Genomic DNA, 14,725 nt, shown 5'->3' on the forward strand with positions numbered 1-14,725 from the left:
AAGTATGCCAAGCCGGCTCCGGCTACCCGGGCGAGGTAGCCCAAGTGGGGACCCGGCGCGGAGATTATCACCGCTGCTCAACCGTCTGCGAACCACAGCGAACGTCGTGTTCACCCTCCGCGTTCATTCGCATGGTGCACGATGGGGAACGTGAGTGAAGAAGTAACGCACATCAGGCTGACCGCGTGGGTGCACGGTCGCGTGCAGGGTGTCGGTTTCCGCTGGTGGACCCGTAGTAGGGCGCTTGAGCTGGGGTTGGCAGGCAGCGCGGCCAATCTGGCCGACGGGCGTGTCGAGGTGATAGCGGAGGGTGTTCGTGAACACTGTGAGCGGCTTTTGACGGCTTTGCGCTCCGGGGAATCACCCGGAAGTGTGGATCACGTCGTCGAGCGGTGGTCGCCCGCGAAAGGCGGGCTTCGCGGGTTCGTGGAGCGCTGAGGCCCCGCGTCCCACGATCACCGTGAGCACACAGGTAGCCTGGGTCGATTGAAAGACCGGTTCCCGCAGCCAGAGGGGTCAGCACGACGTGCACCTGAAGAGCCTGACGCTCAAGGGCTTCAAGTCCTTCGCCTCGGCGACGACGTTGCGTTTCGAGCCGGGCATCACCTGTGTGGTCGGACCGAACGGCTCCGGCAAGTCAAATGTCCTCGACGCGCTCCGCTGGGTCATGGGCACCCAGGGCGCGAAGGATCTGCGCGGCGGCAAGATGGAGGACGTCATCTTCGCCGGGACCGCCGGCCGTGCCCCGCTCGGGCGCGCCGAGGTCACCCTGACCATCGACAACGCCGACGGCGCGCTGCCCATCGAATACTCCGAGGTGTCGATCACCCGCCGGATGTTCCGTGACGGCGCGAGCGAATACGAGATCAACGGCGACCGCTGCCGCCTGATGGACGTGCAGGAACTGCTGTCGGACTCCGGTATCGGCCGCGAGATGCACGTCATCGTCGGGCAGGGTCAGCTTTCGGCGATCCTCGAATCCAAACCCGAGGAGCGCCGCGCCTTCATCGAAGAGGCCGCCGGCGTCCTCAAGCACCGCAAGCGCAAGGAACAGACCCTGCGCAAGCTCGCGAACATGCAGGGCAACCTCGACCGCCTCGGCGACCTCACCACCGAACTCCGCCGCCAGCTCAAACCGCTGGGCAAGCAGGCCGAGATCGCCCGCAAGGCGCAGTGGGTGCAGTCCGAGCTGCGCGACGCGCGGCTGCGGTTGTTCGCCCACGACCTGGTCTCCCAGCGCGAAGGCATCGCCAAGGAAGAGGCCGACGAGCGCGTCGCCCGTCAGCGGCGCGCCGAGGTCGAGCAGGCGCTGGAGATCGTCGCCGCGGAGGAGGCCGAGCTCGAAGCGTCGCTCGCCGAGGACGCGCCGAAGCTGGCCGCCGCACAGGAGACTTGGTACAAGCTCTCCGCCTTGACGGAGCGGTTGCGCGGCACCGTGCGGCTCGCGCTGGAGCGTCAGCGGCATCTGTCGTCCGACGTGCAGCAGGCGAGCACCGGCCGCGACCCCGACGAGCTGCTCGCCGAGGCGGAGCAGGACGCCGAGCGGGAGCAGGAGCTCAACGAGGCCGTCGCCGAGGCCCGCATGCTGCTTTCGGAGACCGTCCAGCGGCGTGAGCAGCTCGAACATCTCGTCCAGGCTGCCGAGCGGGCGCATATGGCCGCGGTCCGCGCGATCGCCGACCGCCGGGAAGGGCTCGCGAAGCTCTCCGGCCAGGTCGAGGCGTTGCGCAGCAAGAACGGCGCGACCTCCGACGAGATCGACCGGCTCACCGTGTCGCTCGAAGAGGCCGCCGAGCGGGCGGAGATCGCCGTCGAGGAGCTCGAAGAGGCCAAGGCCGCGGGCGGTGTCGAGGAATCCGACGACTCCGACCTGCAGGCTCACCACGACCGCGCGGTGGAGGCCAACAACGCCGCCAAGGCGCGGGTCGAGGAGCTGGTCAAGGCCGAGCGGACCGCCGAACGCGAGATCGCGTCGGAGAAGGCCCGCGTCGAGGCGCTCTCGATGGGCCTGCGGCGCAAAGACGGCGCCGGCGCGCTGCTCGGCGCGCAGCACGAACTGCCGGGCCTGCTCGGTTCGGTGGCCGCGCTGCTCACCGTCGAAGCGGGCCACGAGGTCGCGCTGGCCGCCGCGCTCGGCCCGGTCGCCGACGCGGTCGCGGTCAACGGCGGCGAAGACGCGCTCGCCGCGCTGAAGTTCTTGAAGGACAACGACTCCGGTCGCGCGGGTATTCTGCTCGGCGGGATGGAGTCCACTGTGGACACCAGCTCGTGGCCGTCGCTGCCCGAGGGGGCGCGCTGGGCACGTGAAGTCGTCACGGCGCCGCCCGCGCTGCGCTCGGCCGTCGAGCACGCGCTCGACCGGGTGGCCATTGTGGACGGTCTGGAATCCGCGCGACGTCTCGTCGAGGTGTATCCCGAAGTCAGCACGGTCACGCCGGAGGGCGACGTTTTCGGGTCGCGCTGGGCGGTCGGCGGTTCCGCGCGCAGCGAGAGCGTCATCGAGGTGCAGGCCGCGGTCGACGAGGCAGGTGATCGGCTGAGCGCCGCCGAGCGCGCGCTGGAACGCACCGCCGCGGAACTCGAAGGCGCCCGCGCGGGACAGGCCGCCCGGCGCGAAGAGGTCGGCAGGGCAAAGGAAGCGCTCGGGGACGCGAAGGTCCGTAAGGCCCGCTCGTCCGAGCGCTTGAACCGGATGGAGCAGGCCGCGCGTGCCGCGCAGGCCGAAATGGACCGGCTGAGCAACCAGCGCGCCAAAGTCGAGCAGAGCCGCGAAGAGGCGCTGCGGCAGCTCGCCGAACTCGAAGAGCGGCTGGCCGCCGTCGCCGATCAGGAAATCGACGAGGATCCGGACACCGCCGAGCGTGATCAGGCCGCCGAAGACCTCGGCACGGTCCGCCAGGAGGAGATGGAGTCCCGGCTCGCGCTGCGCACCGCCGAGGAGCGCGCGCGGAGCATCCAGGGCAAGGCCGAATCGCTCCGCCGGGCCGCGCATGCCGAGCGTCAGGCACGCGAACGCGCCGAAAAGTCCAGGGCCGCACGGAAACGCGGCGCCGAGATCGCCAACGCGGTGGTCAACGGCGGCGAGATCGCGCTGGAGCGCATCGAGGTCTCCGTGCAGCGCGCCGCCCACGAACGGGACGAGGCGCAGGCGCAGCGGCAGTCGCGGGAGACCGCGCTGACCCAGGTCCGCAGCAAGGTCCGCGAGCTGACCGGCGAACTGGAGAAGCTCACCGACGCCGTCCACCGCGACGAGGTGCTGCGCGCCGAGCAGCGGCTGCGGCTGGAACAGCTCGAAACCAAGATCGCCGAGGACTTCGGCATCGGCCTCGAGGATCTCGTCACCGAATACGGCCCGGACGTCCCCGTGCCGCCGAGCGCGGGCGAGATGGCCGAGTACGAGGCCGCCAAGGAACGCGGCGAGGACGTCACCCCGCCGCCGCCCATGCCGTTCGACCGCGACACCCAGGCACGCCGGGCGAAGCGCGCGGAGAAGGACCTGAGCCTGCTGGGCAAGGTCAACCCGCTGGCGCTGGAGGAGTTCGCGGCGCTGGAGGAGCGGTACAAGTTCCTTTCGACCCAGCTCGAAGACCTCAAGGACACCCGCAAGGACCTCGAAGCCGTCATCAAGCAGGTCGACGAGAAGATCCTCGAGGTCTTCGCGGCGGCGTACGAGGACGTCGCGCGCGAGTTCGAGACCGTGTTCAGCGTGCTGTTCCCGGGTGGCGAGGGGCGCATGGTGCTCACGCAGCCCAACGACCTGCTTTCCACCGGCGTCGACGTCGAAGCGCGGCCGCCGGGCAAGAAGGTCAAGCGGCTCTCGCTGCTCTCCGGTGGCGAGAAGTCTCTCGTCGCCGTCGGCATGCTCGTGGCGATCTTCCGCGCCCGGCCTTCGCCCTTCTACGTCATGGACGAGGTCGAGGCCGCGCTCGACGACACCAACATGCGACGGCTGATCGGGCTGCTGGAGCAGCTGCGGGACTCTTCGCAGCTGATCATCATCACCCACCAGAAGCCGACCATGGAGATCGCCGACGCGCTGTACGGCGTTTCGATGCAGGGCGACGGCATCACGAAGGTGATCTCGCAGCGGCTGCGTACCGCCGAAGACGAGCCGGTTTCCGCTTAGCGCGTGCAATGAACGGTCCGTTCCTTGCGAAATTTGCAAGGAACGGTCCGTTCATAGCGTTCGGGGGAGGGGCTAAACCGGCGTCGACTCCTTCACGTCCGGCTCCGCCAGCGGGTCGACACTCCCGTGCCGCAGCGACAGCAACCCGCCCACCACGAGCGTGATCACCACACCGCACAGCGTGTACCAGGGCCACGCCAGCGCCACCGTGTTCCCCGAAGACTTGCTGAAGTCGACGCCGATCAGGCTGCCGTCCGGTTTGTTGAACTTGACGCCGAGGATGAGGAACGCCATCACGATCACCGTCGACACGAACGCCACGATCGCGTCCGCCTGCCTCGCCCGCTTGAACAGCAGGCCCAGCAGGAACGCGCCGAGCAGCGCGCCGTAGGTGTAGCCGGTGATGCCGAGCGCCTGCACCACGATCGGGTCGGCCGAGGTCTTGTTGGAGGAGGCGAAGAAACCCGCGCACAGGATCAGCGCGCCCGCCCAGATGATGGTCCAGATCCGGCCGTGCTTCAGCCGGTCGGCTTCCGGCAGCTGCCTGCCGATCACCCGTTCGTAGACATCGGTCACCGTCGAGGAGGCCAGCGCGCCGAGCGAGGAACTCAGTGCGGCGGCGAGGATTCCGGCGATCACGAAGCCGGACAGGCCGCTCGGCAGGTCGTTCACGATGAAGTTCGCGAACAGTTCGTCCTTGTTGGCCAGTCCGAGGCCTTCCGGCTTCGGTTTCGTCGGGGCCAGGCCGTTGTAGAGCGCCCACAGCAGCACGCCGATGAACAGGAACAGCGCGAACTGGATGAACACCACGAAACCGCTGGCGACCAAGGCCTTCCGCGCCGCACGCAGGTCGTTGGTGGACTGGAGGCGCTGCACGATCAGCTGGTCCGAGCCGTGCGAAGCCATCGAGAGCACGGCGCCACCGATCAACGCGGTGAAGAACGCGTACTGCCCGGTGAGCATGTTCGAGGAGAAGTCGAAGATCTGGAACTTGTTGGCGTCGACGGCCTTGTCGAACCAGCCGTCCGGCAGCCTGCTGGAGATAGCCCAGATCACCACGACCGCGCCGAGGACGTACCAGAGCATCTGGATCGCGTCGACCCAGACGACCGCGCGGACGCCGCCGAAGAAGCTGTAGAGCACCATCGCGATGCCGAGGCCGATCACGATGGTCCAGTACGAGACGTTCAGGCCGTAGGCCGCCATCACCACCTTGATCGGGATCGCGGTGGCGAACAGCCGGATGCCGTCGGCCAGCGTGCGGGTGAGCAGGAACGTCACCGACGCGGTGCCCTGCAACCCGCCGCCGAAGCGTTTGCCGAGGAAGGCGTAGGCGGTGACCAGGTTGCCCGCCACGTAGCGCGGCAACAGCACCATCGACACCACGATCCGGCCGGCGATGTACCCGATCGCCAGTGCCAGGTAGGTCATCCCGCCGTCGCCGGGGGTGGCGATGTAGGCCACCGTCGGCACGGAGAGCACGGTGAGGGTGGACGTCTCCGCGGAGACCACCGAGAGGCAGGCCACCCACCAGGAGATCTTGCCTTCGCCGACGAAGTAGTCGGAGCCGGATTTCTGTTTGCCGCCGATCCAGACGCCCAGCAAGGGCATGCCGACCAGAAAAAGCCCGATGATCGCGAGGTCAAGTGCGCGCATCCGTATCTCCTATCGCTCGCCGGTCGTCGCCGCTACCCGTAGCCGGGTCACGGTTGAGCTGTGCGGGGCGGGGAGTCGCAGGGGCCCCGCGCCCGGGGTGATGCTGCCGAGCAGCCGGTCGCCGCGGGCACCGGTCGCCGACGGGAGGTTCCCTGGCACACCGGACCAGGTCAGCCAGCCCAGCAGAATGGTCAGGTATGCCTCTTTGCCCGCGCGTGGCAGCCCGTGGTCGTCGCTGGTCTTCAGCGCCGCACCCGGCAGGTTCCTGGCGAGCGAGGCCATCAGCGCCGGGTTGTCGGCACCGCCGCCGGAGACGATCACCGTGGCGATGGAGTGGCGACGGCATTCCGCGGCGATCGTCACCGCGGTCAGTTCGGTCAGCGTCGCCAGGAGGTCTTCCGCGTCGACCGGCGGAAGCCCGTCGAGCGCCGCGTCGAGATACGCGCCGTGGAACAGTTCCTTGCCGGTGGACTTCGGCGGCGCGGCCGCGTAGTACGGGTCGAGCAGGAGTTTCGCCAGCAGGTCGGGCCGGACGTTCCCGCGCAGCGCGAGCGCTCCGTCGATGTCGGCACGCAGTCCGGTGACGCGGTGCGCGGCGATGTCCATCAGCGCGTTGCCGGGGCCGGTGTCGTAGGCCAGCACGGCACCGTTCGCAGGCACCACGGTGATGTTCGCGATCCCGCCGATGTTGAGCGCCGCGACCGGGCCGGAGGCGGCCATGTCCCGTAACCACAGCGCGTCCAGCGTGCTGGCGAGCGGCGCGCCGTGCCCGCCGGCGGCGACGTCGCGGACGCGCAGGTCGGCCACCACCGGCAGTCCGGTGCGCTCGGCGATCCACGCCGGATTCCCCAGTTGCAGCGTGCCGCGGGCGGCGCCGTCCTCGACCCAGTGGAACACCGTCTGGCCCAGCGAGGCGACGACGTCCGCGGTACCGCCTGCCAGTTCCTCGACGCCGCGGGCGGCCGCCTCACCGAAGGCCTGGCCCACCAGGGTGTCGAGTTTCGTGAGCTGTTCGGCACTGCAGGGATTCGGCGGCAGGGCGTCGAGCAAGGTGTCGCGGAGCGTTTCGGGATACGGGACTTCGAGCCTGCCGAGCGGGGAGAGCACCACAGTGTCCCCGTCGGCGCGCAGTTCGGCGGCCGCCACGTCGATCCCGTCGATCGACGTGCCGGAGATGAGTCCGATCACCCGGACCCCAGAGCCGGAGAAAACCGTCATTCGGAGTGGTCTAGCCCTCGATCCGGAGGCCGCGCAAGCGACACCGTTTCTTCTTGTCCGAAATGAGTCCTATCCAGTGGGTGCTTGACAAGATCGGCTCGCTTCCCGTGGGGCGTCTGAACGCGACGGTATGCGGATGCGAGGATGGCGCCGTGTCGAGTACCCCCTGGTTCTGGATCGTTGTCGTTGCCGTCGTGGTCCTGGTCGCCGTTCTGGTGGCCGGGCTGTTCATCGCGCGCCGCCGCCGGATCAGCCTGGACGAGTCCAAGGCTGCCGATGTCGTCGAGAAGCCGAAGGGCGGCGGCTATACCGCGACAGGCGGGATCGCGCTCGCCCCCGGCGGCGAGAAGACCGAAGAAGCCGAGGAACCCGAGCACCCGGTCGAGGATCGCCCGGAGACCGACGGCCAGCCCGCCGTCGGGGACGACGCGGCGGTGCCGAGGGATTCCGCGCAGCGCACGGTGCGTGACATCGAACTTCCCGAACCGGCCGAGGAAGCGGCGCCCGCTCCCGCCCCCGTGCCCGCCGAGGAGATCGCCCCGGCCACCGGACGGCTGGAGCGGCTGCGCGGCAGGCTCGGCAAGTCCCGGTCGATGTTCGGGCAGAGCCTGCTCGGCCTGCTGGGCGCCGGTGATCTCGACGAGGACTCCTGGCAGGACGTCGAAGACACACTGCTCATGGCGGACCTGGGCGCCGCGACGACCACCGAGATCGTCGAGCGGCTCCGTGAGGAGCTGAAGCGCCGCGCCGTGCGGACCTCCGAGGAAGCGCGCACGGTGTTGCAGGAGGTGCTGACCGCCGCCCTGTCGACCGACGCGGTCCGGGCCGTCCGCGCGCTGCCGCACACCGTCGACGGCGTGAAGCAGCCCGCCGTCGTACTGGTCGCAGGCGTCAACGGCACCGGCAAGACCACCACCACCGGCAAGCTCGCCCGCGTGCTCGTCGCGCAGGGGAGCACCGTGGTGCTCGGTGCGGCCGACACCTTCCGCGCCGCCGCGGCGGACCAGTTGCAGACGTGGGCCGAGCGCGTGGGCGCCGAGGTCGTCCGCGGCAAGGAAGGCGCGGACCCGGCGGCGGTCGCGTTCGACGCCGTCAAACGCGGCATCGAAGCGGGTGTGGACGCGGTCCTGGTCGACACCGCCGGCCGTCTGCACACCAAGACCGGCCTGATGGACGAGCTCGGCAAGGTCAAGCGAGTCGTCGAGAAGCAGGCGAAGGTCGACGAGGTGCTGCTGGTGCTCGACGCCACCACCGGGCAGAACGGGTTGATGCAGGCCCGCGTGTTCTCGGAGGTCATCGACGTCACCGGCATCGTGCTCACCAAGCTGGACGGCACGGCGAAGGGCGGCATCGTCTTCCAGGTGCAGCGCGAACTCGGCGTGCCGGTCAAGCTGGTCGGTCTCGGCGAGGGGCCGGACGACCTGGCGCCGTTCGAGCCGGGCGCGTTCGTCGAGGCCCTGCTCAGCAACTAGTCAATGCTATGAACGGTCCGTTCCTTGCAAAATTTGCAAGGAACGGACCGTTCATAGCGCGCGTCAGGCCGTGACAGGGACGTTCTCGTCGGTCGAAACCGGGGCGGGCTTCTTGTCCCGCATCACCAGGAACGCGACCACTGCCGCGGCCAGCACGCCCACGGCGCTCACGAGGAACGTCGTCGACATCGCCGAGGTGAACGACTCGCGGGCCGCGGTGATGAGCCCGCCGTCACCGGTGGCGAAGGCGTCACTGATCGAAAGCCGCGCCCGCGCGGGGGCGGACTCGGGCATCTGCGCGGTGAACAGGCCGGCCACGACGCTGCCCAGGATCGCGATGCCGAGCGCGGCGCCCAGTTGCTGGATGGTGTCGTTGAGCGCGGAGCCGACCCCCGCCTGCTCCTCCGGGACCTCGCCCATCAGCGCCGCGATCGCCGCCGGCATCGCCAGCCCACCGCCCGCGCCGAGCAGGAAGAGCGCGGCCCCCGGCAGCAGGAAGCCCTCGTTCGCCGACAGCGTCGCGAGCATGCCGAATCCGGCGGCCATCACGGTCATCCCGACGGTGGCCAGCGCGCGGTTGCCGATCTTCTGGCCCAGCGTGGCGCCGAGGGTGTTGCAGAGCAGCGACGCGATGGCCATCGGGATGAAGGCGAGGCCCGCCTGGGTCGGGGTGTAGCCGAGCACGAACTGCAGGTACTGGGTCAGGAGCAGCAGCAGCCCGCCGTTGCCGATCTGCACCAGCGTGAGCGACAGGCTGCCGCCACTGAAGTTGCGCTTGCGGAACAGCTTGAGCGGGACCATCGGCGACGGCGTGTGCCGCTCCCAGAGCACGAAGCCGATCAGGCTCACCACCGCGATCGTCAGCGGGACGAGGGTTCCGGCCTCGGTGATGCCGTGCTTGGGCAGTTCGATGATCGTCCAGACCAGCGCCGTCATGCCGACGGCGGAAAGGATCGCGCCGAGCGGATCCGGCTTCTGCCACGGACCCTTGGACTCCGGCATCAGCGTGAGCGCGGCGATCACCGCGATGACGACGATCGGCACGTTGATCAGGAACACCGCGCCCCACCAGAACCACGCGATCAGCACACCGCCCAGCACCGGGCCGCCGATCATGCCGAGCATCGCGACCGCGCTCCACGCCGCCATCGCCTTGCGGCGCTCCTCGTCGTCGAAGACCGTGATCAGGATCGACAGGGTGCTCGGCATGATCAGCGCGCCGCCGACACCCATCACCGCACGCGACACGATCAGTTCGAGCGGGTTCGCGGCGAACGCGGCGACGAGTGAGGCCACCCCGAACAGGACGAGCCCGATGAGCATCACCTTCCGGCGCCCGAACCGGTCCCCGAGGCTTCCCGAGGTGAGCAGCAGGCCGGCGAACACGAGGATGTAGGAGTCCAGGATCCACTGCGTGTCCTGGGCGCTCGCCCCGAGGTCTTCGGCCAGCGGCGGCACGGCGACCGTCAGCACCATGTTGTCCACGACCAGCACGAGCGTGCTCAGGCACAGCACGATCAGGATCCACCAGCGGCGTGGATCGCGTGCGGGTGATGCGTTCATCGGGATACCCCCAGAAGAGTTTGCGTACGTTGTTCCGTCGATGCGCACACTGTACGCAGAACGAAACGGCGTACGCAAGGGGGTACTTCGTGCGCTAGGGTGGCGGCATGTCAGTCGATGAACAGTCGATCCAGTCGGTGTGGACCCGTCCTCGCCGGAAGCGGGATCAACCCGCGCTGAGTCAGGCGCAGATCGTGGCCGAGGCCGTCCGGCTCCTGGATGTCGAAGGCGTCGACGCGCTGAGCATGCGCAGGCTCGGCACCGCGCTGAACGCGGGCGCGACCTCGCTTTACCGGCACGTGGCGAACCGCGACGAGCTGATCGAGCTCGTCGTCGACGAGGTCTACGGCGAGATCACCGTGCCGGACGTCGATGATCCGGCGCGGTGGCGGGAAGCGGCCGTCGTCGGGGCACAGAGCGTCCGCGCGATGATCCTGCGGCACCCGTGGGTCGCTTCACTGCTCGGCTCGGTCGGCCTGTCGTACCTCGGGCCGAACGTCATGCGGCTCAACGAGCGGCTGCTGGCCGTCTTCGTGGCCGCGGGATTCCCCGGCGACGAGGCGGATCAGGCGATCAGCGCGGTGATCTCGTACGTCATCGGCATGGGGACGACCGAGGCGGCATGGCTCACGACGGTCGCGAAGAGCGGCCAGAGCGAGCGAGAGTGGGCGCGGCGACTGCGTCCCGCCGTCGAGGAAGCGGCACGGGATCACCCGCGCCAGCGGGAGATGCTCGTGCGGAACGACGCGGAGGCCGACCCGGAGCGGCTTCGCGACGAGAAGTTCCGCTACGGGCTGGAAAGGATGCTCGACGGCTTGGAGACCAGGCTCAAACGGTGACCCCGTCCCGCGAAAGGGTCGAGCCGAGCGAGTTCGCGATCCGCTGGACGACCGGCGCGATCCGCTCGACGGCCTCCATCGTGAGCCGCCCCGAAGGCCCGGACACCGAAACCGCCGCCGGCACCGGCGCGCCCGGGACCGCGACGGCCACGCAACGGACGCCCAGTTCCTGCTCCGCTTCGTCGAGCGCGTAACCCTGCTGGGCGATTTTCGCCAGCTCGCGCAGGAGCGCGTCCTGATCGGTGAAGGTGTGCTCGGTGTAGGAGGGCATGCCGGTCCTGGCGAGCAGCGCCGTGACGTCGTCGGACGGCAGGTGCGCGAGCATCGCCTTCCCGACGCCGGTGCCGTGCGGCAGGAGACGCCGTCCGACCTCGGTGAACATCCGCATCGAGTGCTTCGACGGCACCTGGGCGACGTAAACGACCTCGTCGCGCTCCAGGACGGCGAGGTTCGCGGTCTCGCCGACCTCGTCGACGAGTTCCGCGAGCAGCGGCCGTGCCCACGAGCCGAACTGCATGCTGGCGTTTTCACCCAGCCGGATGAGCCGGGCGCCCAGCGCGTACCGGCGGTTGGTGTTCTGCCGGACGTAGCCCAGGTCCACCAGCGTCCTGATCAGCCGGTGGATGGTCGGCATCGGCAGCCCGGACAGCGTCGCCAGCTCCGAAAGGCTGGCCTCGCCGCCGGTGTCCGCGAGATGCTCGAGGAGCTCGAAGGCCCGCTGAAGGGACTGGACGCCGCCGTCGCGCCCGTTCTTCTCCGCTGCCACCGTGGTACTCCTTACGTCTGCGTTGATGTTCCGCTATGCAGAAACTATAGTCCGTCATGTAAAACCGTAGGGACGTTATTTATCCGAACTCGGGGTGTTACTCATGTCTGAAGCTCAGGTGCTCGGCGATCCGGTCGAGCGCGGGGACGAAATCCTCACGCCGGAGGCCCTCGCCTTCCTCGCCGGCCTGCACGAGGCCTTCGCCGCCCGCCGCGACGAGCTGCTGCAGGCCAGGGGCAAGCGCCGCGAGGAGGCCAGGACCACCGGCAAACTCGACTTCCTGCCCGAGACCAAGGAGATCCGCGAGGGCGACTGGAAGGTGGCCGAGGCCCCGCCCGCGCTGCGCGACCGCCGTGTCGAGATCACCGGTCCGACCGACCGCAAGATGACCATCAACGCGCTGAACTCCGGCGCCAAGGTCTGGCTCGCCGACCTCGAGGACGCCAACACGCCGCACTGGGCGAACGTCGTCTCCGGCCAGGTCAACCTGTACGACGCGGTCCGCGAGACCATCACGCTGGAGAGTGGCGGCAAGAGCTACGCGCTGAAGGATGACGTCGAGCACGCGACCATCGTCGTCCGCCCGCGCGGCTGGCACCTCGACGAGCGTGGCCTGTCCTTCGGCGGACGCCAGGCCGTCGGCGCGCTGGTCGACTTCGGCCTGTACTTCTTCCACAACGCGAAGGAGCTGCTCAACCGCGGCAAGGGCCCGTACTTCTACCTGCCGAAGATGGAGAGCCACCTCGAAGCGCGGCTCTGGAACGACGTCTTCACCCACGCGGAGAAGACGCTCGGCATCGAACACGGCACCGTCCGCGCGACCGTGCTGATCGAGACCATCCCGGCCGCGTTCGAGATGGAGGAGATCCTCTACGAACTGCGCGAGCACGCCTCCGGCCTGAACGCCGGCCGCTGGGACTACCTGTTCAGCGTCATCAAGTACTTCCGCGACGCGGGCGAGAAGTTCGTGCTGCCGGACCGGAACTCGGTCACCATGACCGCGCCGTTCATGCGCGCGTACACCGAACTGCTGGTGCGTACCTGCCACAAGCGGGGCGCGTTCGCGATCGGCGGCATGGCCGCGTTCATCCCGAACCGCAAGGACCCGGAGGTCACCGCGGCCGCGCTCGACAAGGTCCGCGCGGACAAGAGCCGTGAGGCGGGCGACGGCTTCGACGGTTCCTGGGTCGCGCACCCCGGCATGGTGGACATCTGCCGCGAGGAGTTCGACAAGGTCCTCGGCGACAAGCCGAACCAGCTCGACCGCGCCCGCGACGAGGTGTCCGTCACCGCCGACCAGCTCCTCGACGCGGCTTCGACGCCGGGTGGCGCCACCGCGGCCGGTCTGCGTGCCGCCGTCGACGTCGGCATCCGCTACATCGCCTCCTGGCTCGGCGGGAACGGCGCGGCGGCCATCCACAACCTGATGGAGGACGCGGCGACCGCGGAGATCTCGCGCTCGCAGGTGTGGCAGTGGGTGCGCAACGGCACCCAGCTCGACACCGGCGACAAGGTCACCGAGGAACTCGTGCGTGGCGTGCTGGCCGAGGTCCGGGGCGAACTCGCCGCCGAGATCAAGCCGGAACTGCTGGAGCCCGCCGTCGAGCTGTTCGAGCAGGTCGCGCTCGCCGACGAGTTCCCGGACTTCCTGACCCTGCCCGCCTACGAACGGATCAAGTAGACAGATGGGGAACGGGCGGCTCACCGAGGACGTTTACACCGCCGCTGACGCGCGTCTGGCCGAGGCCGATGCGCGCGTCGCGGCCAAATATCCTGGTGAGCCGCCCGGCCGCCAGCCCGTGCACACCGTGTACGTGCCGGCGTCGCAGTACAAGACGCGGCTTGTGGCGGACTGGGGCAAGCAGGCACTGCGGGTCTTCGGCGAGCATGCCGATCAACTGAACCTGGACGCGGACATCGCCGACCGGGTCCGGACCAAACTCCTGACCGAGCCGATCGAGGATCTGCGGATCGACTTCGAGGACGGCCTCGGCAGGCCGGGCGACGACGAGGAGGACGCCACCGCGCTCGCCGCGGGGCGGACCCTCGCCGTCACGGGCGGGACGCCGTTCGTCGGCATCCGGTTCAAGAGCTTCGAGCAGGCGACCCGCCGCCGTGGCATCCGCACGCTAGACCTCTTCCTGGCCGGATTGCTGGAAAGCGGGCCGCTACCGGACGGTTTCGTCGTCACGCTGCCGAAGGTGACCGCTGTCGAGCAGGTCGAAGTGGCGGCGGAGATCTTGGAGCGCCTCGAATCCGCGTACGGCCTGCCCGACGGCACGCTGCGGTTCGAAGTCCAGATCGAGACCGCGCAGTCCATTGTGGACCTCGATGGGACGGTGGCGGTGCCGCGGATCATCGAAGCCGCTCGCGGCCGCTGTTCGGGCCTGCACTACGGGACCTACGACTACAGCGCCGGACTCGGGATCAGCGCCGAGTACCAGAGCATGGAGCATCCGGCCGCCGATTTCGCCAAGCAGCTCATGCAGGTTTCGGCCGCGGGGACCGGCGTCCGCCTCTCGGACGGCTCGACGAACAAGCTGCCCGTCGGCGACGCGATCCTCCCCGCCTGGCGCGAACATCTGCGCTTGGTGCGGCGCTCGCTGGAGCGGGGTTTCTACCAGGGCTGGGACCTGCACCCGCACCAGCTGCCGACCCGATTCGCCGCCACGTACGCGTTCTTCCGCGAGGGTTTCCCGGCGGCATTGGGCCGGTTGCGGGACTACGCCGACCAGACCGGGCGCGGGGTACTGGACGAACCGGCGACAGCGCAGGCTCTGGCGAGCTTCCTGTTGCGCGGGCTGGATTGCGGAGCCTTGGACGCGGGGGAGCTTTCGTTCACCCGGTCCGAATTGGACGGTTACGCGCGGCGAACCGTGTGAGCGGAGGTGAGTGGACTGTGTGGATTTCGGTGCGTTGGATGACCAGAAATCCACACGGTCGTGGGTGATCGGTCCGGTCATGCGGGGCGCTCCTGTTCGTCGTTCCGTGAAGGGCCCCTTGAGGGACTATGGGTCCCTCAAGGAGGCCTTTACGGAACGGGAAATCTTGGTGGCACCGGCGGGTCGGAACTTGAGCGCGTGAA

General features: G+C 69.0%; 10 protein-coding genes. 6 read left to right on the forward strand and 4 right to left on the reverse strand.

All coding sequences use genetic code 11. The annotated features are described in order from the left end of the window. Positions 1-141 precede the first annotated feature (141 nt). Both DMH03_RS15710 and smc read left to right on the forward strand, forming a co-directional pair. Positions 142-438 carry an acylphosphatase gene (locus DMH03_RS15710; protein ID WP_199748882.1) on the forward strand — a complete coding sequence of 99 codons (297 nt, stop codon included), beginning with the start codon at positions 142-144 and terminating at the stop codon, positions 436-438. 88 nt (positions 439-526) lie between these two features. Next, positions 527-4,126, forward strand: coding sequence for a chromosome segregation protein SMC (gene smc / locus DMH03_RS15715; protein WP_125792687.1), 3,600 nt, complete (start codon positions 527-529; stop codon positions 4,124-4,126). 72 nt (positions 4,127-4,198) lie between these two features. On the opposite strand, the gene DMH03_RS15720 is transcribed toward smc, so the two are convergent. Further along, complete coding sequence (locus DMH03_RS15720) at positions 4,199-5,782, reverse strand: sodium:solute symporter (protein WP_125792688.1); 1,584 nt, start codon at positions 5,780-5,782, stop codon at positions 4,199-4,201. A gap of 9 nt (positions 5,783-5,791) precedes the next feature. Then, positions 5,792-7,000 carry an anhydro-N-acetylmuramic acid kinase gene (locus DMH03_RS15725; protein WP_199748883.1) on the reverse strand — a complete coding sequence of 403 codons (1,209 nt, stop codon included), beginning with the start codon at positions 6,998-7,000 and terminating at the stop codon, positions 5,792-5,794. Positions 7,001-7,152: 152 nt separating this feature from the next. Here DMH03_RS15725 and ftsY point away from each other — a divergent pair, with 152 nt between their 5' ends. Then, positions 7,153-8,472 carry a signal recognition particle-docking protein FtsY gene (gene ftsY, locus DMH03_RS15730; RefSeq protein ID WP_125792689.1) on the forward strand — a complete coding sequence of 440 codons (1,320 nt, stop codon included), beginning with the start codon at positions 7,153-7,155 and terminating at the stop codon, positions 8,470-8,472. Positions 8,473-8,535: 63 nt separating this feature from the next. Here the strand turns inward: ftsY and DMH03_RS15735 are convergent, their stop codons facing one another. Continuing rightward, a complete protein-coding gene (locus DMH03_RS15735; RefSeq protein WP_125792690.1) occupies positions 8,536-10,035 on the reverse strand; it encodes an MFS transporter in 1,500 nt (499 codons plus the stop codon). A gap of 107 nt (positions 10,036-10,142) precedes the next feature. Between DMH03_RS15735 and DMH03_RS15740 the strand changes: the two genes are divergently transcribed. Beyond that, a complete protein-coding gene (locus DMH03_RS15740; RefSeq protein ID WP_125792691.1) occupies positions 10,143-10,874 on the forward strand; it encodes a TetR/AcrR family transcriptional regulator in 732 nt (243 codons plus the stop codon). Here the strand turns inward: DMH03_RS15740 and DMH03_RS15745 are convergent. Beyond that, entirely contained in the window at positions 10,864-11,640 is a 777-nt protein-coding gene (locus DMH03_RS15745; RefSeq protein ID WP_125786550.1) for an IclR family transcriptional regulator, read from the reverse strand. The two genes, DMH03_RS15740 and DMH03_RS15745, sit on opposite strands and share 11 nt — an antisense overlap. A gap of 103 nt (positions 11,641-11,743) precedes the next feature. Here DMH03_RS15745 and aceB point away from each other — a divergent pair, with 103 nt between their 5' ends. After that, entirely contained in the window at positions 11,744-13,321 is a 1,578-nt protein-coding gene (gene aceB, locus DMH03_RS15750; protein WP_125792692.1) for a malate synthase A, read from the forward strand. A gap of 4 nt (positions 13,322-13,325) precedes the next feature. After that, complete coding sequence (locus DMH03_RS15755; RefSeq protein ID WP_125792693.1) at positions 13,326-14,522, forward strand: aldolase/citrate lyase family protein; 1,197 nt, start codon at positions 13,326-13,328, stop codon at positions 14,520-14,522. The last annotated feature ends 203 nt before the right edge of the window (positions 14,523-14,725 follow it).

Origin of the sequence: Amycolatopsis sp. WAC 01376 (assembly GCF_003947415.1) — a bacterium.
GTDB lineage: Bacteria > Actinomycetota > Actinomycetes > Mycobacteriales > Pseudonocardiaceae > Amycolatopsis.

Excerpts from the sequence above, each read along its gene's own strand:
- DMH03_RS15710 (WP_199748882.1), top strand. The coding sequence starts at position 142 with ATGGGGAACGTGAGTGAAGAAGTAACGCACATCAGGCTGACCGCGTGG.
- DMH03_RS15735 (WP_125792690.1), bottom strand. The coding sequence starts at position 10,035 with ATGAACGCATCACCCGCACGCGATCCACGCCGCTGGTGGATCCTGATC.
- DMH03_RS15725 (WP_199748883.1), bottom strand. The coding sequence starts at position 7,000 with ATGACGGTTTTCTCCGGCTCTGGGGTCCGGGTGATCGGACTCATCTCC.
- aceB (WP_125792692.1), top strand. The coding sequence starts at position 11,744 with ATGTCTGAAGCTCAGGTGCTCGGCGATCCGGTCGAGCGCGGGGACGAA.
- DMH03_RS15755 (WP_125792693.1), top strand. The coding sequence starts at position 13,326 with ATGGGGAACGGGCGGCTCACCGAGGACGTTTACACCGCCGCTGACGCG.
- DMH03_RS15740 (WP_125792691.1), top strand. The coding sequence starts at position 10,143 with ATGTCAGTCGATGAACAGTCGATCCAGTCGGTGTGGACCCGTCCTCGC.
- DMH03_RS15720 (WP_125792688.1), bottom strand. The coding sequence starts at position 5,782 with ATGCGCGCACTTGACCTCGCGATCATCGGGCTTTTTCTGGTCGGCATG.